This is a genomic window from Kribbella sp. NPDC043289, assembly GCF_056436705.1.
This window is the reverse complement of the sequence record NZ_JBWKCB010000001.1, coordinates 2,028,833-2,051,575: the sequence shown is the minus strand read 5'-3', so window position 1 is coordinate 2,051,575 and position 22,743 is coordinate 2,028,833. Positions and strand designations below refer to the sequence as shown.

The 22,743-nt window shown below is 69.5% G+C and carries 23 protein-coding genes; 9 read left to right on the top strand and 14 right to left on the bottom strand.

The annotated features are described in order from the left end of the window. Positions 1–31: 31 nt before the first annotated feature. Positions 32–847 carry an LLM class F420-dependent oxidoreductase gene (locus AC0662_RS09720; RefSeq protein WP_452204463.1) on the bottom strand — a complete coding sequence of 272 codons (816 nt, stop codon included), beginning with the start codon at positions 845–847 and terminating at the stop codon, positions 32–34. Positions 848–951: 104 nt separating this feature from the next. Continuing rightward, positions 952–1,284 carry a winged helix-turn-helix transcriptional regulator gene (locus AC0662_RS09715; protein WP_478299692.1) on the bottom strand — a complete coding sequence of 111 codons (333 nt, stop codon included), beginning with the start codon at positions 1,282–1,284 and terminating at the stop codon, positions 952–954. A 65-nt stretch (positions 1,285–1,349) separates the two neighbouring features. Between AC0662_RS09715 and AC0662_RS09710 the strand changes: the two genes are divergently transcribed. Further along, positions 1,350–1,961, top strand: coding sequence for an NADPH-dependent F420 reductase (locus AC0662_RS09710; RefSeq protein WP_478299690.1), 612 nt, complete (start codon positions 1,350–1,352; stop codon positions 1,959–1,961). Here AC0662_RS09710 and AC0662_RS09705 read toward each other — a convergent pair. From AC0662_RS09705 to tkt, 8 genes are all read right to left on the bottom strand, one after another. Then, positions 1,926–2,489 (bottom strand): hypothetical protein, encoded by a 564-nt coding sequence (locus AC0662_RS09705; RefSeq protein WP_478299688.1) that lies wholly within the window; start codon positions 2,487–2,489, stop codon positions 1,926–1,928. The genes AC0662_RS09710 and AC0662_RS09705 overlap by 36 nt on opposite strands. Continuing rightward, a complete protein-coding gene (locus tag AC0662_RS09700; protein WP_478299686.1) occupies positions 2,479–3,294 on the bottom strand; it encodes an isocitrate lyase/PEP mutase family protein in 816 nt (271 codons plus the stop codon). The genes AC0662_RS09705 and AC0662_RS09700 overlap by 11 nt, the downstream gene beginning before the upstream one ends. 72 nt (positions 3,295–3,366) lie before the next feature. Beyond that, the gene (gene pgl / locus AC0662_RS09695; RefSeq protein ID WP_478299684.1) at positions 3,367–4,086 is read right to left on the bottom strand and encodes a 6-phosphogluconolactonase; all 720 of its coding nucleotides are present in this window, start codon (positions 4,084–4,086) and stop codon (positions 3,367–3,369) included. Further along, entirely contained in the window at positions 4,083–5,207 is a 1,125-nt protein-coding gene (locus AC0662_RS09690; protein WP_478299682.1) for a glucose-6-phosphate dehydrogenase assembly protein OpcA, read from the bottom strand. The genes pgl and AC0662_RS09690 overlap by 4 nt, the downstream gene beginning before the upstream one ends. Then, positions 5,204–6,754, bottom strand: coding sequence for a glucose-6-phosphate dehydrogenase (gene zwf / locus AC0662_RS09685; protein WP_452204470.1), 1,551 nt, complete (start codon positions 6,752–6,754; stop codon positions 5,204–5,206). Before zwf ends, AC0662_RS09690 begins: the two co-directional genes overlap by 4 nt. 56 nt (positions 6,755–6,810) lie before the next feature. Further along, complete coding sequence (locus AC0662_RS09680; RefSeq protein WP_478299680.1) at positions 6,811–8,400, bottom strand: glucose-6-phosphate isomerase; 1,590 nt, start codon at positions 8,398–8,400, stop codon at positions 6,811–6,813. Beyond that, positions 8,397–9,506 (bottom strand): transaldolase, encoded by a 1,110-nt coding sequence (gene tal, locus AC0662_RS09675; protein ID WP_478299678.1) that lies wholly within the window; start codon positions 9,504–9,506, stop codon positions 8,397–8,399. The genes AC0662_RS09680 and tal overlap by 4 nt, the downstream gene beginning before the upstream one ends. A gap of 42 nt (positions 9,507–9,548) precedes the next feature. Further along, complete coding sequence (gene tkt / locus AC0662_RS09670; protein WP_478300209.1) at positions 9,549–11,639, bottom strand: transketolase; 2,091 nt, start codon at positions 11,637–11,639, stop codon at positions 9,549–9,551. Between the two features lie 312 nt (positions 11,640–11,951). On the opposite strand from tkt, the gene AC0662_RS09665 reads away from it, so the two are divergent. Next, positions 11,952–12,935: a heme o synthase gene (locus AC0662_RS09665; RefSeq protein ID WP_478299676.1), complete on the top strand. Its 984-nt coding sequence runs from the start codon at positions 11,952–11,954 to the stop codon at positions 12,933–12,935. 122 nt (positions 12,936–13,057) lie between these two features. Next, the gene (locus AC0662_RS09660; RefSeq protein ID WP_452204474.1) at positions 13,058–14,173 is read left to right on the top strand and encodes a ScyD/ScyE family protein; all 1,116 of its coding nucleotides are present in this window, start codon (positions 13,058–13,060) and stop codon (positions 14,171–14,173) included. 21 nt (positions 14,174–14,194) lie between these two features. Here the strand turns inward: AC0662_RS09660 and AC0662_RS09655 are convergent, their stop codons facing one another. Continuing rightward, positions 14,195–14,722: a helix-turn-helix domain-containing protein gene (locus AC0662_RS09655; RefSeq protein WP_478299674.1), complete on the bottom strand. Its 528-nt coding sequence runs from the start codon at positions 14,720–14,722 to the stop codon at positions 14,195–14,197. A gap of 76 nt (positions 14,723–14,798) precedes the next feature. On the opposite strand from AC0662_RS09655, the gene AC0662_RS09650 reads away from it, so the two are divergent. Together AC0662_RS09650 and AC0662_RS09645 are read left to right on the top strand one after the other, a co-directional pair. After that, positions 14,799–15,521 (top strand): ABC transporter ATP-binding protein, encoded by a 723-nt coding sequence (locus tag AC0662_RS09650; RefSeq protein ID WP_452204476.1) that lies wholly within the window; start codon positions 14,799–14,801, stop codon positions 15,519–15,521. Beyond that, the gene (locus AC0662_RS09645) at positions 15,518–16,315 is read left to right on the top strand and encodes an ABC transporter permease (RefSeq protein WP_478299671.1); all 798 of its coding nucleotides are present in this window, start codon (positions 15,518–15,520) and stop codon (positions 16,313–16,315) included. Before AC0662_RS09650 ends, AC0662_RS09645 begins: the two co-directional genes overlap by 4 nt. A gap of 126 nt (positions 16,316–16,441) precedes the next feature. On the opposite strand, the gene AC0662_RS09640 is transcribed toward AC0662_RS09645, so the two are convergent. Genes AC0662_RS09640 through AC0662_RS09630 form a run of 3 tightly spaced genes read right to left on the bottom strand, consistent with a single transcriptional unit; the run spans position 16,442 to position 18,892 of the window. After that, positions 16,442–17,368, bottom strand: a complete 927-nt coding sequence (locus AC0662_RS09640) for a COX15/CtaA family protein (protein ID WP_452203654.1) — start codon at positions 17,366–17,368, stop codon at positions 16,442–16,444. 19 nt (positions 17,369–17,387) lie between these two features. Further along, positions 17,388–18,173 (bottom strand): ABC transporter permease, encoded by a 786-nt coding sequence (locus AC0662_RS09635; protein WP_452203575.1) that lies wholly within the window; start codon positions 18,171–18,173, stop codon positions 17,388–17,390. Continuing rightward, positions 18,173–18,892, bottom strand: coding sequence for an ABC transporter ATP-binding protein (locus AC0662_RS09630; RefSeq protein WP_478299669.1), 720 nt, complete (start codon positions 18,890–18,892; stop codon positions 18,173–18,175). The genes AC0662_RS09635 and AC0662_RS09630 overlap by 1 nt, the downstream gene beginning before the upstream one ends. Before the next feature lie 163 nt (positions 18,893–19,055). On the opposite strand from AC0662_RS09630, the gene AC0662_RS09625 reads away from it, so the two are divergent. Genes AC0662_RS09625 through AC0662_RS09610 form a run of 4 tightly spaced genes read left to right on the top strand, consistent with a single transcriptional unit; the run spans position 19,056 to position 22,727 of the window. Continuing rightward, positions 19,056–19,781 (top strand): helix-turn-helix transcriptional regulator, encoded by a 726-nt coding sequence (locus AC0662_RS09625; RefSeq protein ID WP_478299667.1) that lies wholly within the window; start codon positions 19,056–19,058, stop codon positions 19,779–19,781. Then, a complete protein-coding gene (gene sufB, locus AC0662_RS09620; protein ID WP_452203578.1) occupies positions 19,778–21,190 on the top strand; it encodes a Fe-S cluster assembly protein SufB in 1,413 nt (470 codons plus the stop codon). The genes AC0662_RS09625 and sufB overlap by 4 nt, the downstream gene beginning before the upstream one ends. Then, complete coding sequence (gene sufD, locus AC0662_RS09615; RefSeq protein WP_452203579.1) at positions 21,190–22,392, top strand: Fe-S cluster assembly protein SufD; 1,203 nt, start codon at positions 21,190–21,192, stop codon at positions 22,390–22,392. The genes sufB and sufD overlap by 1 nt, the downstream gene beginning before the upstream one ends. Continuing rightward, a complete protein-coding gene (locus AC0662_RS09610) occupies positions 22,389–22,727 on the top strand; it encodes a non-heme iron oxygenase ferredoxin subunit (protein ID WP_167212652.1) in 339 nt (112 codons plus the stop codon). The genes sufD and AC0662_RS09610 overlap by 4 nt, the downstream gene beginning before the upstream one ends. Positions 22,728–22,743: the final 16 nt, after the last annotated feature.

Below are 22,743 nucleotides of genomic sequence, written 5' to 3'. Positions count from 1 at the left end.
GTCGTCACGGACGGCCACCCGGCTGACGGTCCTACTTGGCGTTGACCTCGTCGCGCCAGGCGACCCACTCGCGGAGGAGGCCGAGGTCGTAGTCCGGGCCGGAGGCGTGCACCGTGAAGAGGCGGGTGCCGACGTCGAGCAACTGCTTGCCGATGTCCTCGGGCTTCTTGTCGCCGACGCCGACCGAGCGCTCGATCTCGCCCGGGTCGCGGCCGATCGTCTTGCAGTGCTCGTCCAGTACGGCGTGCTTGTGCGCGATCGTCTCGGCGTCACCGAAGCCGTGCCAGATGTTCGCGTGCTGCGCGACCAGCTTGAGCGTCTTCTTCTCGCCGCCGCCGCCGATCAGCACCGGGATGTCCCGGGTCGGCTTCGGGTTCAGCTTGGCCCAGCGCTGCTCGATCCGCGGCAGTGCCTCACCGAGGGCGTCCAGCCGGCCGCCCGCCGTACCGAACTCGTAGCCGTACTCGTCGTAGTCCTTCTCGAACCAGCCGGAGCCGATGCCGAAGATCAGCCGGCCGTCGCTGATGTGGTCGACCGTCCGCGCCATGTCGGCGAGCAGGTCGGGGTTGCGGTAGGAGTTGCAGGTGACCAGGGCGCCGATCTCGACCCGCTCGGTCGCCTCGGCCCACGCGGCCAGCATGGTCCAGCACTCGAAGTGCAGGCCCTCGGGCTCACCGCTGAGGGGGTAGAAGTGGTCCCAGTTGAACGCGACATCGACGCCGATCTCCTCGGCCGCGGCGACGGTACGCCGGATGTCGGCGTACTGCGCGTGCTGGGGCTGGACCTGCAGACCGATCCGTACCGGAAAGGCGCCGTACGGACGGTCGGGGGACTCGGAAGCTGTCATGGCCCCGATCCTAGACCCCGTTGCGGAGGGTCCTCCGGATAGGGCCTGTCAGCCGAAGTGCACGGCCGGACAACCGAGCATGGTGGGGACGTGCGCGGAGGCGTTCACGGCTTGGTTTCGGTCGGGAGTTGGTCGGCGTAGACGGCGGCCCAGTCGCCGAGGGCTCGGATCGGGATCAGGAGGTCCTGGCCGGCGGTGGTGAGGGAGTACTCGACGCGCGGCGGCGCCTCGGCGTACCGCCGGCGCTCGACGAGGCCGTTGTGCTCCAGGCGGCGCAGGGTCTCCGTGAGGACCTTCTGGCTGATCCCGCCGATCTGCCGGCGGAGCTCACCGGGACGCGCCGGGCCGCGGGCGAGCGAGTACAGGACGATCATCGGCCAGCGGCCACTGATCAGGTCGGCGGCGACCCGTGCCTGGCAGTCGGCGAAGAATTCCACCCGTCCATTGTGCGTCGGCCGAAACGCACCAGGAGGTGCGCATCGAACTGTTTACCGTCGCCGTCATGCGAATAGGAACACTGGGCAGCGGACTGATGGCCGAGGCACTGGCCGGCCAATGGATCAAGGCAGGGCACGAGGTGCTGATCGGCGGTCGCTCGCCGGACCGGGCGGCCGAGCTGGCGCGACGGATCGGAGCCGACGCGGGCTCGCTGGCCGACGCCGCGTCGTACGGCGACGTCCTGCTGCTCGCCGTACCGGCGCAGGCGGCGGTGGAGGTCGCGAGCCACGTGCCAGCCGGCCGAACGCTGATCGACTGCACGAACGCCTTGAACTACAACGATTTCACACTGGCGCAACAGGCGACCGCTGAAGCGATCAGCCAGGCCGCACCGGGCGTGCACGTGGTGAAGGCGTTCAACCTCGCGGCGGACTCGGTGTGGCGCAACCCACCGCCCGGGCTGGGCGTCCCGCTCTGTGGCGACGGCGATCTCGAACAGGTGGGGGAGTTGGTGCGAGACCTCGGCTGTACGCCGGTGTTCGCGGGCGGACTCGACCGCGCGAAGTTGCTAGAGGCAACAGCAGCGCTGGCGATCGGGATCTGGGTCGGCGGTGGCGACGTACGGGCGATGTTCCCGGCGCTAGCCGACGCCTTCGGCACGGTGCTGCCGGGCTAGCCGCAGGCTCCAGGTGGGGAACAACAGGTAGGTCCCGGCCCAGCTCAGGCCGGCGACGAAGGCCCACGGAGGCACGTTGTCCATGTCATCGAGACCCATCAGGATCCCGGGCAAGCCGATGATGCCGAGCAGCATCACCCCACCGGGCAGGACGCCGCGGACGCCGATCAGCCAGATCCCGATCAGCGCGAAGCCGACGCTCGACCACAACCCGGCGAGGTAGAAGCCGGTGACGCCGCTGAGCACGAGCACTGTGCCGACGACCGTCAGCGCAGCCCCAGCAGCCGCTGCTGCAAGCAGAAGGCCACGCCGGACCAGCGCCGATCCGATGTCTGCCTGCGCCGGTATCGGTGCGGGCAGGTGTCGGGCGAGCACGAGGCTGAGGACGCCGAGGGCCGCGTTGCCGATGTCGTTGAAGACCCCGAAGGGCTCGCCGGCGGCGTAGAAGACGAGCAGGCAGGCGCAGGTGGCGAAGCCCACGGCGCCGTGGGCCTCCGCCACCTTGGTCAGGCGGGACTCAGTGCTCACCCTTGGATGATCGCGCAAACAGCTGGTTCAGTTCAGCCTGGGGGATCTGGTCGGCGGCGAAGGTGATGGTGCCGTTCGTTGCCAGTTCCTCCGCGCTCCGGCGGACGAACCCGAGCGCGGCCCGCGCGATGCTGCCACCGAGGCTGATCCGGGTGACGCCGACGGACTGCAAGCCGGCAACAGTCAGGCTGGACGTGCCGAGGCCGAGGACCACGTTCAGCGGCCCGTCGATCTCCGCGACGAGCGTGCGAATGGTGTCGAGGTCGTTGATGCCCGGGACGTACAGGCAGTCCGCTCCGGCCGCGCGGAAGCGGTTCGCGCGGTCGATGGAGTCGGCGAGCGTGGTCGGCGTACGCAGCAGCTGTCCGTCGGTGCGTGCGGTGAGCACGAAGTCCGGTCCGGCCGCCTCGCGCGCCGCGACGATGCGGTCGACCGCGAGCTTGCCGTCGTACAGTTCGTGCCCGTCGTAGTCCTCGATGTTGCCGCCGGCCAGACCGGCCTCGCGAGCGAGCGCGATGGTCTCCGCGACCCGCGCCGGCGCGGCGCCGTACCCGTCCTCGAGGTCGCCGTTCACCGGTACGGCGCTGGCCGCGGTGATCTCGCGGACGCGGTCGAACATCTCCTCCCGCGACACCGCCGGCGCGCCGTCCGGCAGCGTGTGGTCGCCCTTCGCCAGCGAGAACGCGATACCGGCACTGGTGGTCGCGATCGCCGGGAACCCGGCCGCGGCGAGAATCACCGCGCTCCCGGCGTCCCAGGCGTTCGGCATCACGAAGCGGTCGGAGTGCAGCTCGCGGAAGCTCATGCTCCGAGTCTGTCACCCCGACCCTTCGGTACTCACCAAACCGTCAGCCGAGCCCCGTCGAACTAGGTCGAGCTAGGTCACCTTGGACGCTGCGGCCTGGTCGAGGAGCCACAGCGTGCGGTTCTGGCCCTTCGGCCGGGCGGCCGGGACATCTCCTTCGGCCAGAGCCGCCGCGACCGCGTCGGCCTTGTCGTCGCCGGCGACCACGAACCAGACCTCACGCGTCCGGTTGAGCAACGGCAGGGTCAGGGAGATGCGAGTCGGCGGTGGCTTCGGCGAGTCGTGCACCGCGACCGCCGCCGTGTCCGTGACCGCGAGCTGCGGATATCCCGGGAACAGCGAGGCCACATGACCGTCCGGACCGACCCCGAGCATCAGTACGTCGAACGTCGGCGAACCCGCCGCGTCCAGCTCGGCCCCGTACGCCGCCGCAGCCGCCTCAGCGCCTTGACCCGTGTCGGCGGGCATCGGATGCACCCGCGCAGGGTCGACGTCCAGCGCCGACAGCAGCGCGTCGCGCGCCTGTGTCTCGTTGCGGTCCGGGTCGCCCGCCGGGAGGAACCGCTCGTCACCCCACCAGAACTCGACCCGTCGCCAGTCGACCTCGACCCGCGCCGGCGACTCCGCGACCGCGCGGAACACCACGCCGGCCACCCGCCCGCCGGTGAGTACGACCTGCGCGACGCCGCCTTCGCTCTGGGCGTCGGTGACGGCCGTGATCAACCGGGACGCCACCGAGAACGCCAGGTCGTCGGCATCGGAATGGATCAGCAGCTCCGGATCGACAGTCATCGCTTCGCCACCCGCTTGCTCCCGGCAACCTTCTTGGCCGCAACCTTCTTGGCAGCAACCTTCTTGGCACCGGTCTTCTTCGCGGCTGTCTTACTGGGAGCGGCAGCAGCCTTCGTCGCACCAGCCTTCTTCGCGACGACCTTCTTGCCTGCCGCGGTCACCTTCGCCGCGGTCGACTTCCGCGCCGTCGCGTCGACGGTCTTCTCGGCCGCGGGCATGCTGTCCCGTTCGACCATGCACGCCAGCGTCTTCGCGTACACGTCGTCCGGGTCGAGCCGCCGCAGCTCCTCGCTCAACAGCTCGGACGTCGTACGCCGCTTCAGCGCCACCGGCCGATCCGGCTGCCCCGGCACGCTGAACGTCGCCACCGCACCGTCGGGCCGCGTCAACGCGATCGGCCCGGACGGAGTGAACAGCCGTACGGCGGTCACGCCCGGACCGCGCGAGTTGCGCTGCTCCACCGGCACCTTCAACCGCGACTGCAACCACGCGGCCATCAGGTCCGCGCTCGGGTTGCCCTTCGCCGCCGCGACCTCGGCCCCGGTGACCTTCGTCGGGTACTGATCCAGAGCGGCCGCCATCAGCGCGCGCCACGGCGTGAGCCGCGTCCACGCGAAGTCGGTGTCACCCGGGGCGTACCCCTCGGCCCGTGCCGAGTAGTCGATCGATGCGCGTCGGGTCGCCGCCGAGTCGGTTACCCGGCGCCGGCCCAACCGGCCGAGCGGGTCGTCGGCCGGCACCTTCGGGCCGCCACCCGGCCACCAGACGATGACGGGGGAGTCCGGCAGCAGCAGGGGCGTGATCACCGACTCGGGAACCTTCGCCAGCTCGCCGTGCAGCCGCAGCAGCACCGCCTCGCCGGGGATGCCCTCACCGACCCGCACCTCGGCGTCCAGCCCGGACGCGCCCCGGCCGGGCCGCAGGATTGCGACGAGAACGCGGGACGGGTGCTCCCGACCGGCCTCGTTCGCGGCCTTCATCGCGTCGTGGTGGGACGCCTCGTCGACGACGACCACGATCGTGCCGACCATGCCCATGGCCGGCGAACCCGCGTGCCGGCGGGCCTGTACCAGTGCCGATGCGACGCCGCTCGACGTCGTGTCGGTCAGGTCGATGATCATGGCCGCCTCCAGGCACGTCCGTCGCGGGCGAGCATCTCGTGTGCGGAGTCCGGGCCCCAGTGACCGGACGCGTACTGCTCCGGCTTGCCGTGCCGGGCCCAGTAGTCCAGCACCGGGTCGAGGATCTTCCAGCCCAGCTCGACCTCGGTGTGCTGCGGGAACAGCGGCGGGTCCCCGAGCAGTACGTCGAGGATCAGCCGCTCGTACGCCTCGGGCGAGGACTCGGTGAACGAACCGCCGTACGCGAAGTCCATGTTCACGTCGCGGATCTCCATCGACGTGCCGGGCACCTTGGCGCCGAAGCGCACCGTGATGCCCTCGTCCGGCTGGATCCGCAGCACCAGTGCGTTCTGACCGAGCTCTTCGGTCTCGGTCTTGGTGAACGGCAGGTGCGGCGCGCGCTTGAACATCACCGCGACCTCGGTGACGCGACGGCCGAGCCGCTTGCCGGTGCGCAGGTAGAACGGCACACCGGCCCAGCGCCGGGTGTCGACGTCGACCCGCAGTGCCGCGAAGGTCTCGGTGGCCGAGTCCTCCGGGATGCCGTCCTCCTGCAGATACCCCTTCACCTTCGTGCCACCGGCCCAACCGGCGGCGTACTGCCCGCGGGCCGAGTGCAGATCCAGCCGCTCCGGCAGCTGTACGGCGTTCAGCACCTTCTTCTTCTCCTGGCGCAAGGACCAGGCGTCGAAGCTGACCGGCTCCTCCATCGCGACCAGTGCGAGCAGTTGCAGGAGGTGGTTCTGGATCACGTCACGGGCGGCGCCGATGCCGTCGTAGTACCCGGCCCGGCCGCCGATGCCGATGTCCTCGGCCATCGTGATCTGGACGTGGTCGACGTAGTTGCTGTTCCAGATCGGCTCGAACATCGCGTTCGCGAACCGCAGCGCGAGGATGTTCTGGACCGTCTCCTTGCCCAGGTAGTGGTCGATCCGGAAGACCGACTCGGCCGGGAACACCGACTCGACCACCTGGTTCAGCTCACGGGCGCTCTTCAGGTCGTGACCGAACGGCTTCTCGATCACCACCCGCCGCCACGAGCCGGGATGCTCGTCGGTCAGCCCGTGCTCGGACAGCTGCCGCACCACCTCGGGGAACAGCCCCGGCGGGATCGACAGGTAGAACGCGTGGTTGCCGCCGGTTCCGCGGGTGACGTCCAGCTCGTCCACGGTCTCCCGCAGCCGCTCGAACGCCACATCGTCGGTCAGGTCACCCGGCACGAACCGGAACCCCTCGGAGAGTTGCTGCCACACCTCCTCCCGGAACGGTGTCCGGGCGTGTTCCTTCACCGAGTCGTGGACGATCTGGGCGAAGTCCTGGTTGGTGTAGTCGCGACGGGCGAACCCGACCAGGGCGAAACCGGGGGGCAGCAGCCCCCGGTTCGCCAGGTCGTAGACCGCCGGCATCAGCTTCTTGCGAGCCAGGTCGCCGGTGACGCCGAAGATCACCAGGCTGCACGGCCCGGCGATCCTCGGCAGCCGCCGATCCTGCGGATCGCGCAGCGGGTTCACCGGTCCGGCCGGCTCTTCGTTGAGCTCAGCGGTCATTGGCCGCATCCCTTCGAGATGTCGAGCTACTTGTCGGAACTTATCGGAGCCGGAACTTATCGGAGCACGGACAACAGCTGCTGTACGCCGTTCGCCACGTCCGTGAGGTGCAGCCGCAGTACCGGCCGGCCCCGCTCCGCGAGCACCCCGGCGTCACCGGCGGCCTGCGCCGAGATCAGCGTGCCGAACGTGAACGGACGGTCCGGGATCTCCACGTCCTGCGGGTGCGCCCCGGTGATCTGCAGGAACACGCCCTCCGGGTGACCGCCCTTGTGGTACTGGCCGGTCGAGTGCAGGAACCGCGGGCCCCAGCCGAAGGTCACCGGGCGACCCGTCTTGGTCGCCAGGCCCGGCCGGACCGCGAGCAGGTCGGCGTCCCGCTCGGAGTCGAGGTACGCCATCACTGCGACGTACCCCTTCTCGTCGAGCGTGCCGAGCAGCGCGTCCACCGCGCCCTGCAGCGAGTCGACACCGTCGAGCAGACCCTCGGAACCACGGACCTCGACAGCACCTTCGGTGAAGGCCGCCGCCTCAGGCTCCGGCTGCGCGTCGAGCAGACCACGCGCCGCCTTCTTGGCGCTCTCGACGTCCGGCTGGTCGAACGGGTTGATGCCGAGCAGATAGCCGGCCACCGCCGTCGCCACCTCCCAGAGCAGGAGCTGCCCGCCGAGCGAACCCGACGTCAGAGCCGTCGGTACGCCGCTCGTCGCCTTCTCGGCCAGCAGCGCGTTGGTGAGGTCGGCTGCCTCGCTCGTCAGCTCCGGAGCGGTCGCCTCGACCGCGACCGGGAGGACCCCGGTGCCGTTCTTGCCGGTGCTCTCCGCGATCAGCTGCTCGGCCCAGTCCGGGAAGCCGACGATGCCACCACTCCCAGGCCCGTCGGCCGTGATGATCGCCTTGTCCCGGCCCGCGCTCGCCGCGAGCACCGCACCCAGCCACAGGGCCGGGTTGTCGGTGGAGTCGGCCTGCAGCTCCGGAGCGGCCTCGGCCGCCTGGTCGAGCAGTTCGGCGATGTCGGCGCCGGCCAGACCGGACGGCACCAGGCCGAACGCGGTCAGCGCGCTGTATCGGCCGCCGACGTTCGGGTCGGCGAGGAACGTCTTGCGGTAGCCCTCGTCCGCCGACAGCTTCTCGAACGGCGAACCCGGGTCGGTGACGACGACGATCCGCGATGCGGCGTCGATCCCCGCGTCGGTGAACGCCTTCGCGAACGTCCGCCGGTGGCTGTCGGTCTCGACCGTGCCGCCGGACTTGCTGGACACGACGATCACGGTCTTCGACAGGTCACCGGCCAGCGCGCGGCCGACCACGCTCGGGTCGGTCGAGTCCAGCACGACCAGCTCGACACCGGCCGTCCGGGTGATGACCTCGGGGGCCAGCGACGAGCCGCCCATACCGGACAGCACGATCCGGTCCAGGCCCTCGGACCGCAGGTCGGCCTGCAGCGCCTCGATCTCGGCCAGCAGCGGCCGCGAGGTCTCGTGCAGGTCGACCCAGCCGAGCCGGATCGCCGACTCGGACTCGGCCTCGGGGCCCCAGACCGTCGCGTCCTTCGCGGCGATCCGGGAGGCGATCTTCTCGGCGACCAGCTTGTCGACGACCTCGGACCAGTCGCCGTTCTGGGTGTTGACCTTCGGTGCGCTCACTTGGCGGCCGCCTTGAGGGCCGTGGCAACGGTTTCCTGCAGCTCGGACCAGGAGGCGTCGAACTTCGCGACCCCTTCGTCCTCGAGCAGTTGCACGACCTCGTCGTACGAGATGCCGAGCTTCTCCAGGTCCTCGATCACCTTGCGGTCACCCGCGTAGTCGCCGCGGACCGTGTCACCGGAGAACTCGCTGTGCTCCTCGGCCGCCTTGATCGTTGCCTCGGGCATCGTGTTCACGACACCCTTGGTGACCAGGTTGTCGACGTACAGCGTGGGGGAGTACGACGGGTCCTTGGTGCCCGTGGACGCCCACAGCGGGCGCTGCGGCTTGGCGCCGACGGTCTCCAGCTCGCGCCAGCGGTCGGTGTCGAAGATCGCCTCGTACGCCTCGAACGCGAGCCGGGCGTTGGCGATCGCGGCCTTGCCCTTCAGCGCCTTCGCCTCGTCGGTACCGATCGATTCCAGCCGCTTGTCCACCTCGGTGTCCACGCGGCTGACGAAGAACGACGCCACGCTGGCCATCTTGGTGACGTCGTGGCCGTTCTCGACGGCCTGCTCCAGGCCGGTCAGGAACGCGTCCGCGACCGCCTTGTAGCGCTCGAGGGAGAAGATCAGCGTCACGTTCACGCTGATCCCGGCGGCCAGCGTCTGCGTGATCGCCGGCAGTCCCGCCTTGGTGGCCGGGATCTTCACGAACACGTTCTCGCGGCCGACGATGTCCCACAGCTGCTTGGCCTGCTCGACCGTCTTCGCGGTGTCGTGCGCGAGGGTCGGCTCGACCTCGATCGAGACCCGGCCGTCCTGGCCCTCGGTGTCGTCGTACAGCGGCTTGAACAGGTCCGCGGCGTCCCGGACGTCGTCGGTGGTGATCACGCGGATCGCCTCGTCGACCGAGATGCCCTGAGCGGCGAGGCGCTCGACCTTCTCGGCGTACGCGTCGGCGTCCGAGATGGCCTTGGCGAAGATGGTCGGGTTCGTGGTCACACCGACCACGTGCTTGTCCTCGATCAGTGCCTGCAGGCTGCCGCTGGCCAGCCGCTCACGGGACAGGTCGTCGAGCCAGATGGAGACACCCGCGTCCGCGAGTGCTTTCAAGCGATCGTTCATAACTCCGATGCCTTCTTCCGGAATGTTCTGTTGTGGGTGTCGTCAGCTGGCGTCGGCCGGTCCGACCGGCCCGGCGGCGGCGCGTCCGGGCGGGACACCCGGACCGCTGATCTGTGCGGCGGCGGCGATGCTGTCCTTGGCGGCCTGGACGACCGCGTCGGTGGTGATCCCGAACTCGTCGTACAGGGTCTGGTACGCCGCGGAGGCGCCGTAGTGCTCCAGGCTGACCGAGCGGCCGGAGTCGCCGACGATGTCGTGCCAGCTCTGCGCGATCCCGGCCTCGACCGAGACCCGGGCGCGGACATCGGCCGGGATGACCGACTCGCGGTACGCGTCGTCCTGCTCGTCGAACCACTCGCGGGAGACCATCGACACCACGCGGGCGTTGACGCCCTCCTCGGCCAGCTTGGCGCGGGCCTCGACGGCGAGCTGCACCTCGGACCCGGTCCCGATCAGCACCACGTCCGGCGTGCCTTCGGTGTCGAGCAGCACGTACGCGCCCTTGTGGACGTTCTCCGTGGTCGCGTAGCCGTCCGTACCGCGCGGGAAGGTCGGCACGTTCTGACGGGTCAGCACCAGCCCGGCCGGCCGGTCGGTGTGCTCGAGGATGGTGGCCCAGGCGGCCGCCGTCTCGTTCGCGTCACCGGGCCGTACGACGTCCAGGCCCGGAATCGCCCGCAGCGCCGACAGGTGCTCGATCGGCTGGTGCGTCGGACCGTCCTCGCCGAGGCCGATCGAGTCGTGCGTCCAGACGTAGGTGACCGGCAGCTGCATCAGCGCGGCCAGCCGGACCGACGGACGCATGTAGTCCGAGAAGACCAGGAACGTCCCGCCGTACGGGCGGGTCAGGCCGTGCAGGGCGATGCCGTTCAGCACCGAGCCCATGCCGTGCTCGCGGATCCCGAAGTGCAGGACGCGGCCGTACTCGTCGCCCTGGAATTCCTTGGTGGAGTACTCCGCCGGGATGAACGACGGCTGGCCCTTCGGGGTGGTGTTGTTCGAGCCGGCGAGGTCGGCCGAGCCGCCCCACAGCTCGGGCAGCTCCGGCGCCAGCTTGGTCAGCACCTCGCCGGACGCGGCGCGGGTCGCGACACCCTTGGCGTCGGCGTCCCAGCTCGGCAGCGCGTCCTTCCAGCCGGCCGGCAGCTCACGCTTCGACAGCCGGTCCAGCAGCGCGGCGCGCTCGGCGTTCGCGGCCTTCCACTCGTCGAACTTCGCGGTCCACTCGGCCTCCTCGGCCTTGCCCCGCTCGAGCGCCTCGCGGGTGTGCGCGATCACGTCGTCGGCGACCTGGAACGTCTGCTCCGGGTCCCAGCCGAGGACCTTCTTGGTGGCCGCGACCTCGTCGGCGCCGAGCGCCGAGCCGTGGATCTTGCCGGTGTTCTGCTTGTTCGGGGCCGGCCAGCCGATGATCGTGTGCAGCCGGATGAAGCTCGGCTTGTCGGTGACCGCCTTGGCCGCCTCGAGGGCGTCGTACAGCGCCTGCACGTCCTCCTCGTAGCCGGTGCCGCCGTTGGTCCAGTCGACGTCCTGGACGTGCCAGCCGTACGCCGCGTAGCGGGCCGCGACGTCCTCGGAGAACGCGATGTCGGTGTCGTCCTCGATCGAGATCTTGTTGGCGTCGTAGATCACCGTGAGGTTGCCGAGCTTCTGGTGACCGGCCAGCGAGGACGCCTCGGCCGAGACACCCTCCTCCAGGTCGCCGTCCGAGGCGATCGCGTAGACCTGGTGGTCGAACAGGCTCTCGCCCTTCGGCGCGTCCGGGTCGAGCAGGCCGCGCTCGCGGCGGGCCGCCATCGCCATGCCGACCGCGTTGCCGACGCCCTGGCCGAGCGGGCCGGTCGTGGTCTCGACACCCTTGGTGTGCCGGTACTCCGGGTGGCCCGGCGTCTTGCTGCCCCAGGTCCGCAGCGCCTTCAGGTCGTCCAGTTCGAGGCCGAAGCCGGCCAGGTAGAGCTGGATGTACAGCGTCAGGCTGGAGTGGCCCGCGGACAGCACGAACCGGTCGCGACCGGCCCAGTGCGCGTCCGCCGGGTTGTGCCGCATCACCTTCTGGAACAGCAGGTACGCCGCCGGCGCGAGGCTCATCGCCGTACCGGGATGTCCGTTTCCGACCTTCTCGACCGCGTCCATCGCGAGGACCCGCACGGTGTCGACCGCGCGCTGGTCGAGCTCGGTCCATTCAAGCTTGGGGCTGGTCTTCTCCGTCACGCCGGCGGCGCTCCTCTCGATGGTGGCTTCTGGGTCCGTCACCCAGGATGAGCCTACTGTGGCGAACTCTCTCCACTGCACACTGCTCAACTACGTGTCAACTGTCCGGCAACTCTGCCTGTTCCCCAACCGGCGGGGCCGCATCGGAGGGGGGTGGCAGAACCCTCCTACGGGGCGTCGTAGACTGCTGAACCGTCAGCGCCGGATCTCCGGCGTCAACCCAGATTGTTCGAGGTGTTCGTGACGGCCGTCGACCCGCGTCCCGCCGCGACGACGTCGTACCCGACGCCGCTGCCGGACGCTACCGCTGTATCAGCTGCAACGGTGAGTCCGTCGGTGCGCGACGTGGTGAAGGCGTACGTCGGTCTGACCAAGCCGCGCATCATCGAGCTGCTGCTGATCACCACCGTGCCGGTGATGTTCCTCGCAGCCGGTGGCGTGCCCGGGCTGCAGGTCGTGGTGGCCACCCTGATCGGCGGCGTGCTCGCCTCCGGCAGCGCGAACACGATCAACTGCGTCCTCGACCGCGACATCGACGAGCAGATGCGCCGGACCCGGCGCCGCCCGCTGCCGCGGCACGCGGTCAGCCCGCGCTCGGCGACGGTCTTCGGCGTCGCCCTCGGCGTGCTGGCGACGCTCGAGCTCGGCTTCTTCGTGAACTGGCTCTCCTCCGGCCTGGCGCTGGCGGCGAACCTGTTCTACGTCTTCGGCTACACGATGGTGCTGAAGCGCCGTACGGTGCAGAACATCGTCTGGGGCGGGATCGCTGGCTGCTTCCCGACCCTGATCGGCTGGACCGCGGTCACCGGCGAGCTGGCCTGGCCTCCGGTCGTGCTGTTCCTGGTGGTGTTCTTCTGGACACCGCCGCACACCTGGTCGCTCGCGATGCGGTACCGCGAGGACTACGCATCGGTCGACGTGCCGATGCTCCCGGTGGTCGCCACCCCGGTCCAGACCGCCCGGCAGATCATGGCGTACTCAGTGATCATGGTGATCACGTCGCTCGCGCTGTGGCCGATCGCCGACACCGGCTACGTCTACGGGCCGGCCGCGATCGTGCTCGGCTTCGTGTTCCTGCGCGAGGCGCGCCGATTGTTGCTTCGGGCCCACACCGGCGCCGACGGCGCGGCCCTGAAGCCGATGCGGCTGTTCCACTTCTCGAACATCTACCTGGCCCTGCTGTTCATCGCCGCCGCGATCGATCCCCTTCTGCACTGAGCGTTGCCGCGTCACCGCGCGGAGTCCTCCCGTTGACCATTTCGTGACCTCATGTTCCGATGGGGTGGTCTGCGGAGGGGAAGCCGTGGTCGGGGGAGACGGGAGTCTCAGGGGGTTTCACAGTGGGGGTACGAACACGCATTGCCGCGGTAGCGGCGCTCGCGCTCGCCGGTTCGGTGCTGGTCGCCGGGCAGGCCGACGCGCACAGCAGTCCGTCGAGCCTGAAACCGGTGGCGACCAAGCTGAACGGGCCACGCGGCGTCTCGACGTTCGAGAACAAGGTCATCTACAGCGTGAGCAGCGGTGCTGTGTACGCGACCGATGGCCACAGGACCTGGAAGCTCGGCACCGTGCCGGGCGCCAACGGGTTCGCGCCGGCGATCGACACCAGTAAGCGCGGTGTGACGTACGCGCTGACGGGTGCCGGTGGTGAGCCGGGCCAGCCGCCGGTGCCGGGGAGCTCGACGCTGTACCGGTTGCGCTACGGGAAGTCACCGGTGAAGATCGCCGACATCGCGGCGTACCAGAAGAAGGACCCGGATCCGTTCGACCTGGAGAAGAACCCGACCGACTCGAACCCGTTCGGTGTCGCCGCGCTCAACGACGGCACGGTCCTGGTCTCCGACGCGGCCGGCAACGACCTGCTCCGGGTCTGGCCGAACGGTCACATCAAGACGGTCGCGCGGTTGAAGCCACGCGTCGTCGCGATTCCGCCGGGCCTGCCCGCCAAGGGCCCGGACGGCAGCCCGATCCCGCCGGCCGGTACGCGGGTCCCGTCCGAGGCCGTCGCGACCTCGGTGACCGTCGGTTCGGACGGCTACTGGTACGTCGGTGAGCTCCGCGGCTTCCCGGCGACACCGGGGACGTCGCAGATCTGGCGGATCAAGCCGGGCTCGTACAACGCGGTCTGTGACCCGACCAAGCCGAACCGCGGCAACTGCAAGCGGTACGCCGACGGCTACACGTCGATCGTCGACCTGGCCGGCGGCCCGCGCGGGACGCTCTCGGTCGTCGAGCTGGCCAAGATCAGCTGGCTGAAGTTCGAGCTGTCGGGCAAGCCGCAGATCGGCGCGCTGATCCTGCAGTTCCAGGGCCGGAACCACAAGGCGACGTTCCGCAAGGAACTGGTCAGGAACCAGCTCACGCTGCCGGGCGGCACGGCCTTCAACCGATGGGGTCAGCTGTTCGTCTCCGCACCGGTGATGGGCACTGGCGCCGTGTACAGAGTGAAGTACTGAGTGAAGTACTGATCGGTCAGGTCATTCTGCTTCCGGAATGAGAACACTGGCGAGAGCGACCCGGCGCGTGCCGGGTCGCTCTTCGCGGTACGGCGCCAGTACGTCGTTGAGCGCGCTCTGCAGCGCGGGCAGGTCCCCGTCGGCGACGTACAACTGGCTCATCCCGAAACCGAGGTAGTCGCGCAGCTCCTGGTCCTCGGCGGCCAGGAAGTCGTCGAAGGTCTCGCCCAGCAGCCCCAGGAAGGTCAGGAACGTCGTTCGCAGCTGGGCGGCGTCCATGGCCCGGACCTCGTCGAGATCGGCGACCGCCAGCCGCGCACCGAGCGCCAGCGTTCGTTCGGTCGTGCCGCGCACCTTGCGCTCGGCGACCACCGCGAGGATCCCGGCGTCGATCAGCGCCGCGACATGCCGGTAGAGCGTCGCCTGGGTGATCTCGGGCAGGGCGTCGCGGAGCTGCGTGGTGGTCAGTTCGCGCCCGCTGAGCTGCTGGATGATCCGCAACCGCGCCGGGTGCATGACGACATCGGCGATCGGCGAGTCCTTCGGCACGGTGACCTCCACTGATCATTATCAGTCTGATAATGTTATTGCTCTCAGGTTGATAATAGTCGGGGAGAGGACAGTCATGACCCAGGGACTGCCCATTCGGGTGGCGGGACTGAGCAAGGCGTTCGGGCCGGTCGATGCCGTGAGCGATCTGACATTCACCGCGGCCGCGGGGCGCGTCACCGGATTCGTCGGGCCGAACGGGGCCGGCAAGTCGACCACGCTGCGGATGCTGCTCGGGCTGATCCGGCCCGATCGGGGGAGTGCGTTGTTCGGCGACACGCAGTACCGGGATCTGGCGTCGCCCACCGGTGTGGTCGGCGCGGTGCTCGATCTCGCGGCGGCTCATCCGGCGGCGAGCGCGCGGGCGCACCTGCGGACCGTGTGCGACCTGAGCGGGCATCCCCGGTCGCGGGTCGACGCGGTGATCGAGAGCGTCGAACTCACCGGGTACGCCGATCGAAAGGTCCGCGGCTTCTCGACCGGGATGCGGCAGCGCCTCGCGCTGGCGACTGCGCTCCTCGGCAACCCGGGGGTGCTCGTTCTGGACGAGCCGTCGAACGGGCTGGATCCCGCGGGCATCGTCTGGCTGCGGACGTTCCTGCGGCAGCTCGCGGACGAAGGACGGACCGTGCTGATCTCCAGTCACGTCCTCACCGAGTTGCAGTACAGCGTCGACGACCTGGTGCTGATCGACCACGGGCGGATCGCCTGGTCCGGCGAACTCGCGGACTTCACGGCTCACGGAGCGACGCTCGAGCAGGCCTTTCTCGCGCTGACCGCGAAGGAGACGACGGTATGAAGAACCTGATCCGTGGCGAGATCACCCGCCTGTTCTCGACCAGGCTGCCGTGGTGGGCCGTGCTGGCCGCGGTCGCCTCGGGCGGCGGCCTGACCGGGATCCTGGCGCTGACCGGGCCGGAGAACGCGACGCCGCCGATGCCGGGGATCGAGACCCCGGCCGGTGCCGGCCTGGTGGCCGGGTTGTCCGGCCTGTTGCTGTTCGTGCCCGCGCTGTTCGGCACGATCGCGATCACCAGCGAGTACCGGCACCGCACGATCGGTACGACGTTCCTGGCCGCACCGCGCCGTGGGCAGGTGCTGTCCGCGAAGCTGATCGTGTACGGAGTGGGTGGCCTGTGTTACGGGCTGATCGCGTCCGTCACGTCCGGACTCGCGCTCCTGGGCGCTGCTGCGATCCGTGGAGTGACGCTGACCGTCGACCTGGCGGATCTCCTGCTGCTCCTGACGAAACTTGCCGTCGTCGCGGCGGTCTACGTGGTCGTCGGCGTCGCGATCGGCGCCCTGGCCCGACACCAGCTCGTTGCCGTCGGCATCGTCCTCGGCTACTTCTACTTCCTCGAGTACGTGCTGATGATCCTGCCCGGCGTCAACAGGCTCTACCCGTACCTCCCGGGCGGCGCGACGTCGTCCCTCACCAGCTTCACGTTCCTCACCGACACCATCGCCGACCAGACCTCGGCCACGGTCGGCACGCCGCTCCCACCGCTGTACGCCGCCCTCGTACTCCTCGGCTACGCCGCAGTCGGCGCGACGGCGGCAGCCGTAGTACCCCTCCGCCGCGATCTCACCTGACGGCGTTTGAGGGGCCGGCCCCTGAAAGTGTGGGGTGACACGTGTTATTTCGGGTCCGCATCCCGCCGTTTGAGGGGCCGGCCCCTCAAACGCCGGGCGCTGGGCTGGGCTGGGGCGGGGCGGGGGTCAGGTCGCGGGGGTGCCGCGTTCGCCGTAGACGGCGGTGACCAGGGCGATCAGGAGGCCGGCCAGGAACATGTGGACGAGGACGACGGGCCAGGGCAGGCCGGTGAAGTACTGCGTGAAGCCGACGACGCCCTGTAGGAGCTCGATCGCGAGGAGCCATGCGGCGAGTTTGCGGAGCGTGCGGGAGGTGGCGGTGACGCGGGTCGCGATCACCAGCGCGATGGTGATGCCGAGCAGGCCGAACACGACGTCCGCGTGCAGCTGAGCGACCAGCTCGGGATTGAAACCGTTGCGGCCGGTCTCCGGGTCACCCGAGTGTGGGCCGGCGCCGGTGACGATGGTGCCGAGGGCAACGGTCAGCCAGACCGCCACCACGGAGGCGGTGGCCAGCGCGCGGACGACCGGGGGAGTGTGCGGGTACGGACTGGTGCGGGAGCGGCGCATCATCGAGACCGTCAGCGTGATGATGATCGGCGAGACCAGGAAGTGCGCCGACACGATCCACGGATTCAGCCCGGTGAGCACGCTGATGCCGCCGATCACCGCCTGCAGCGGCACCCCCAGCGCGGCGGCCGTGGCCAGCCGGCGCAGGTCGTGCCGGATCGGGCGGTACCGCATCACGACCAGCCAGGTACAGATCGCGATCACCGCGACCACGAACCCGAGCATCCGGTTGCTGAACTCGATCGCCCCGTGGATGCCGAGGGCGGCATGCGGGACGTACGACTCGTCGGTGCACGACGGCCAGGTCGGGCAGCCCAGCCCCGAACCGGTCAACCGGACCAGACCACCGGTCACCACGATGCCGATGTTCGCCACCACCGACGCCCAGCCCCAGCGCCGTACGGCGTCCAGGCTCGGCTCGGGCAGCAGTCGCCAGAAGCGGCCGACCGGTTCGGTCTCTCGAGGCGGGGTCTCCGTCGTCATCACCGGCACACTCTAAAGGTCAGTCCCACCGGAACGTCCGGGAGACCAGGTAGCCCAGCACTCCGGCCCACAGTGCGAGCGACAGCGCGGCGGCCCACGGGATCACACCCTCGACGGTCGAGTTCGCGATCCCGTTCGCCAGTGCGGCGCTCGGCAGCAGCCGGACGATGCCTTGCATCCCGGCCGGGTACTCGTCGACCGGCGTCATGATCGCGCCGCCGACGAGCAGCAGCAGGTAGAGCAGGTTCGCTGCGGCCAGCGTCGCCTCGGCCCGCAGTACGCCGGCCATGAGCAACCCCAGTGACGCGAACGCGGCGGTGCCGCAGAGCACCGTGAGGATCACCCCGAACACCGCATTGAACCCGCCGACGGGCTTCCAGCCGAGGGCGAACCCGGTCCCGATCAGGACCGCGAGCTGGATCACCTGGACGATCAGGACGGCGCCGATCTTCCCGGCCAGCAGACCGGTACGGGACAGCGGGGACGCACCGAGCCGCTTGATCACGCCGTACCGGCGCTCGAAGCCGGTCGCGATGGCCAGCGACGTGAAGGACGTGGACAGCACGGCCAGCGCGAGCACCCGCGGGACGGCCTCGTCGATCGGCCGTCCGCTGCCGAGCGGAAGGCGTTCGCCGAGGCCGGTGCCGCCGAGCAGCAGCAGGAGGCCGAGCGGGATCACCAGCGCCAGCAGCAGTTGCTCGCCGTTGCGGACGAGCAGCTTGAACTCCATCCGGGTGTGCGCGAGCACCTTGCGTGGCCAGGGCGCGCTGCCGGGCTGTGGGGCGTACGTCGCAGCGGCGCTCATCAGGACTCCTGCTTCGGCGCGGTCAGCTCGAGGTACACGTCCTCGAGCGACTTGGTGTGGTGCTCGGTCAGCGAGTCGGGGGTGCCGGACGCGATCACCTTGCCGGCCGACACCACGTACACCTGGTCGGACAGCTGCTCGGCCTCGTCCATCGCGTGGGTCGTGAGCACGACGGTGACGCCGTCGGCCTGGAGGTCGCGGATCAGTTGCCAGATCTCGCGCCGCCCGTGCGGGTCGAGGCCGGTGGTCGGCTCGTCGAGGAACGCGATCTCCGGCCGGCCGACGATCGCCAGCGCGAACGACAGCCGCTGCTTCTGCCCACCCGAGAGCCGCCGGTACGGCGTGCGTCCGCAGCTGCCCAGGTCGAGGCGCTCGACGAGAGCCGGGACGTCGAGCGGATGGGTGTGCAGCGTGGCGACGTACCGGAGCATTTCGACGGCGCGGACGCCGGACCAGGCGCCGCCCTCCTGGAGCATCACGCCGATCCGCGGCATCAGCGCGTCGTGGTCGGCGATCGGGTCCAGCCCGAGCACCCGGACGCGTCCGGAGTCCGGTCGCCGGAACCCCTCACAGCTCTCCACGGTCGTGGTCTTGCCGGCGCCGTTCGGGCCGAGCACGGCCGTCACCGCGCCGGCGGCTACGGTGAGACTCAAACCGTCGACCGCGGTTTTCTCGCCGTACCGCACGACGAGGTTGTCGATCTCCACCGCAACTGGCACAACCGCAGCATAGAGAACCGGAAGAACGAACCCTCGCCCCGCTCGGGGTTGGGAGGGGGGAAGTGACCTCGCTCACGCCGCACCCCGGAGCCCCGCGTGAGCGCGTGAACCGGTTAGGGGACCCTTATTTGAAGGGCCCCGGTATTTACGCGACACTGATGTTGTGAAAAATCCTGCGAGCAGCGGAGCCGTGTCCCACGGCACCGGTAGCGCGCGGGACGAGTCCACCCGGGACCGGGTCGCCCGCTCGATCCTGACGAATGGTCCGTCCAGCGCCGCGGTGCTGGCCGACCGGCTCGAACTCACCCCCGCGGCGGTCCGCCGGCACCTCGACCACCTGCTGGACGAGGGCCTGGTGGAGTCCCGCGAGGAGCGCGTCTACGGTCCACGTGGCCGCGGCCGCCCGGCGAAGGTGTTCGTGCTGACCGACACCGGCCGGCACGCCTTCCACCAGGCGTACGACGACCTCGCGGCGACCGCGATGCGGTTCATCGCCGAGGCCGGCGGTGACGACGCGGTGACGGAGTTCGCCCGGCGCCGGGTCGCCGAGGTGGAGGAGCGGTACCGGGCGCAGCTGGCGCAGGCTCCCGAGGGCAAGAAGACGCAAGCGCTCGCCCAGGCCCTGACGGCCGACGGGTACGCGGCGTCGACGGCGGAGGCGGGCCACGGCGCCCAGCTCTGCCAGCACCACTGCCCGGTCGCGCACGTGGCCGAGCAGTTCCCCCAGCTGTGCGAGGCCGAGACCGAGGTGTTCTCGAGACTCCTCGGCAAGCACGTGCAGCGTTTGGCCACCATCGCCCACGGCGACGGTGTCTGTACGACGCACATCCCGGGCCCTACCCCTGGGGCCCCTGTAACCGACGGCGAATCTGCGAGGACTGCACGATGACGCAAACCGCTCACCCCGAACTGGAAGGCCTCGGCAACTACCAGTACGGCTGGTCCGACTCCGACGCCGCCGGCGCGGTCGCCCAGCGCGGCTTGAGCGAGGACGTGGTGAGAGGCATCTCCACGCTCAAGAACGAGCCGGAGTGGATGCTCGACCTGCGCCTGAAGGGCCTGAAGCTCTTCGGCCGCAAGCCGATGCCGTCCTGGGGTGCCGACCTGTCGGGGATCGACTTCGACAACATCAAGTACTTCGTCCGGTCCACCGAGAAGCAGGCCGCCAGCTGGGAGGACCTGCCGCCGGACATCAAGAACACCTACGACAAGCTGGGTATCCCGGAGGCGGAGAAGCAGCGCCTGGTCGCGGGCGTCGCCGCGCAGTACGAGTCGGAGGTCGTCTACCACCAGATCCGCGAGGACCTGGAGGAGCAGGGCGTCATCTTCCTGGACACCGACACCGGCCTGAAGGAGCACCCGGAGATCTTCAAGGAGTACTTCGGCTCCGTGATCCCGGTCGGCGACAACAAGTTCGCCTCGCTGAACACCGCGGTCTGGTCCGGCGGCTCGTTCATCTACGTCCCCAAGGGCGTCAAGGTGGACATTCCGCTGCAGGCCTACTTCCGGATCAACACCGAGAACATGGGCCAGTTCGAGCGGACGCTGATCATCGTCGACGAGGGCGCGTACGTGCACTACGTCGAGGGCTGCACCGCGCCGATCTACAAGTCCGACTCGCTGCACTCCGCGGTCGTCGAGATCATCGTGAAGAAGGGCGCCCGCTGCCGCTACACGACGATCCAGAACTGGTCGAACAACGTCTACAACCTGGTCACCAAGCGCGCCACCTGCGAAGAGGGCGCGACGATGGAGTGGATCGACGGCAACATCGGCTCCAAGGTGACGATGAAGTACCCGGCCGTGTACCTGATGGGTGAGCACGCCAAGGGCGAGACCCTGTCGGTCGCGTTCGCGGGCGAGGGCCAGCACCAGGACGCCGGCTCCAAGATGGTGCACAACGCGCCGTACACCTCCAGCTCGATCGTGTCGAAGTCGGTGGCCCGCGGTGGCGGCCGGACGTCGTACCGCGGTCTGGTCGAGGTGGCGCCGGGCTCGCACCACAGCAAGTCCACGGTGCGCTGTGACGCGCTGCTGGTCGACACCATCAGCCGTTCGGACACCTACCCGTACGTCGACGTCCGCGAGGACGACGTGGCGATGGGGCACGAGGCGACCGTGTCCAAGGTCAGCGACGACCAGCTCTTCTACCTGATGAGCCGGGGGATGGCCGAGGACGAGGCGATGGCGATGATCGTCCGCGGCTTCATCGAGCCGATCGCCCGCGAGCTCCCGATGGAGTACGCGCTGGAACTGAACCGTTTGATCGAGCTGCAGATGGAAGGGGCCGTCGGCTGATGTCGTCAGCAGAAACCCTTGTTGCGACGGGCAACAAGGCGCACTCGCACGGGCCGGGGTCGCCGGTTCCGCTCCAGGCGCGGAGCGAGCGGCCGACGTCGTACGACGTGGCCGACTTTGCGGTGCCGAACGGGCGCGAGGAGGAGTGGCGCTTCACCCCGGTCAAGCAGCTGAAGGCCCTGTTCGACGACGCGGCCGGCTCGGAGACCCCGAAGGTCGATGCTTCCGGTCCGGAGGGCGTGGTCTTCGAGACCGTCGCCGCGGACTCGCTGAAGGTCGGTAAGCCGCAGGACCGCTCCGCGGCCGTCGCCTGGAATCATGCGGCCGAGGCGTTCGCGGTCCGGATCCCGGTCGAGGCCGAGCTGACCGAGGCGGTGCACGTGAACGTCGCGAGCCTCGGCGCCCGCGGCTTCACCCACCTGATCGTGGACGCCGGACGGCACAGCAAGGCGATCGTGATCATCGATCACACCGGCGCCGGCGAGCTCGGCAGCAACGTCGAGATCACCACCGGCGACGGCGCCGAACTGCGTGTGGTCAGCATCCAGCAGGGCGACCACGAGTCGATCCACCTCGGCCAGCACGACGCGCTGGTAGGCCGGGACGCGAAGCTCCACCACGTCGTCGTGACGCTGGGCGGCAAGATCGTCCGGATCGCCACCAACGTTCGGTACGCCGGACCTGGCGGCGACGCTGAACTCCTCGGTGTGTACTTCGCCGAGTCGGGTCAGCACCACGAGAACAGGCTGTTCGTCGACCACGAGGCCGTGCAGTGCAAGAGCAACGTGATCTACAAGGGTGCGCTGGCCGGTGACCACGCCCGCTCGGTCTGGATCGGCGACGTCCTGATCCGGGCCGCCGCCGAGGGCACCAGCACCTTCGAGCTGAACCGGAACCTGGTCCTGACCGACGGCGCCCGCGCCGACTCGGTGCCGAACCTGGAGATCGAGACCGGCGAGATCGAGGGCGCCGGCCACGCGTCGGCGACCGGCCGGTTCGACGACGAGCAGCTGTTCTACCTGCAGGCCCGCGGCATCCCCGAGGACGCGGCCCGGCGGCTGGTCGTGTCCGGCTTCTTCAACGACATCATCGGCAAGATCGGTGTCCCCGAGGTCACCGAGCACCTGCACGAGGTGATCGAGGAGAAGCTCGCCCGGACGGCGGAGCTGAGCGCGTCCGCCAAGGCGGTCGTCGGAAAGTGAGCGACACGTTCGAGCGTGCCTGCGCCGCTGCCGACGTACCCGACGAGGGCGTGATCCCGGTCGAGGTCGGCGGTGTGGAGGTCGCGGTCGTGAAGAGCGAGGGACAGTACTTCGCGGTGCGGGACGAGTGCTCGCACGCGCAGATCCAGCTGTCCGAGGGCGACGTCGGCGAGTGCGAGATCGAGTGCTGGCTGCACGGGTCCCGCTTCGACCTGCGCACCGGTGAGCCGACCAGCCTGCCGGCCTACGACCCGGTGCCGATCTACCCGGTCCGCCTCGACGGCGACGACGTACTCGTCGACGTGAAGAACCCCCTGAACCAGCCAAATCTTTAAGCACAGCCTGTAAAGA

What these genes read in the sequence shown, in the direction of transcription:
- AC0662_RS09700 (WP_478299686.1), bottom strand. Translation starts at nt 3,294, where the DNA reads ATGAGCTTCCGCGAGCTGCACTCCGACCGCTTCGTGATGCCGAACGCC.
- AC0662_RS09645 (WP_478299671.1), top strand. Translation starts at nt 15,518, where the DNA reads ATGAAGAACCTGATCCGTGGCGAGATCACCCGCCTGTTCTCGACCAGG.
- AC0662_RS09635 (WP_452203575.1), bottom strand. Translation starts at nt 18,173, where the DNA reads ATGAGCGCCGCTGCGACGTACGCCCCACAGCCCGGCAGCGCGCCCTGG.
- AC0662_RS09720 (WP_452204463.1), bottom strand. Translation starts at nt 847, where the DNA reads ATGACAGCTTCCGAGTCCCCCGACCGTCCGTACGGCGCCTTTCCGGTA.
- AC0662_RS09640 (WP_452203654.1), bottom strand. Translation starts at nt 17,368, where the DNA reads ATGACGACGGAGACCCCGCCTCGAGAGACCGAACCGGTCGGCCGCTTC.
- AC0662_RS09650 (WP_452204476.1), top strand. Translation starts at nt 14,799, where the DNA reads ATGACCCAGGGACTGCCCATTCGGGTGGCGGGACTGAGCAAGGCGTTC.
- sufB (WP_452203578.1), top strand. Translation starts at nt 19,778, where the DNA reads ATGACGCAAACCGCTCACCCCGAACTGGAAGGCCTCGGCAACTACCAG.
- zwf (WP_452204470.1), bottom strand. Translation starts at nt 6,754, where the DNA reads ATGACCGCTGAGCTCAACGAAGAGCCGGCCGGACCGGTGAACCCGCTG.
- tal (WP_478299678.1), bottom strand. Translation starts at nt 9,506, where the DNA reads ATGAACGATCGCTTGAAAGCACTCGCGGACGCGGGTGTCTCCATCTGG.
- tkt (WP_478300209.1), bottom strand. Translation starts at nt 11,639, where the DNA reads ATGGACGCGGTCGAGAAGGTCGGAAACGGACATCCCGGTACGGCGATG.
- sufD (WP_452203579.1), top strand. Translation starts at nt 21,190, where the DNA reads ATGTCGTCAGCAGAAACCCTTGTTGCGACGGGCAACAAGGCGCACTCG.
- pgl (WP_478299684.1), bottom strand. Translation starts at nt 4,086, where the DNA reads ATGACTGTCGATCCGGAGCTGCTGATCCATTCCGATGCCGACGACCTG.
- AC0662_RS09710 (WP_478299690.1), top strand. Translation starts at nt 1,350, where the DNA reads ATGCGAATAGGAACACTGGGCAGCGGACTGATGGCCGAGGCACTGGCC.
- AC0662_RS09690 (WP_478299682.1), bottom strand. Translation starts at nt 5,207, where the DNA reads ATGATCATCGACCTGACCGACACGACGTCGAGCGGCGTCGCATCGGCA.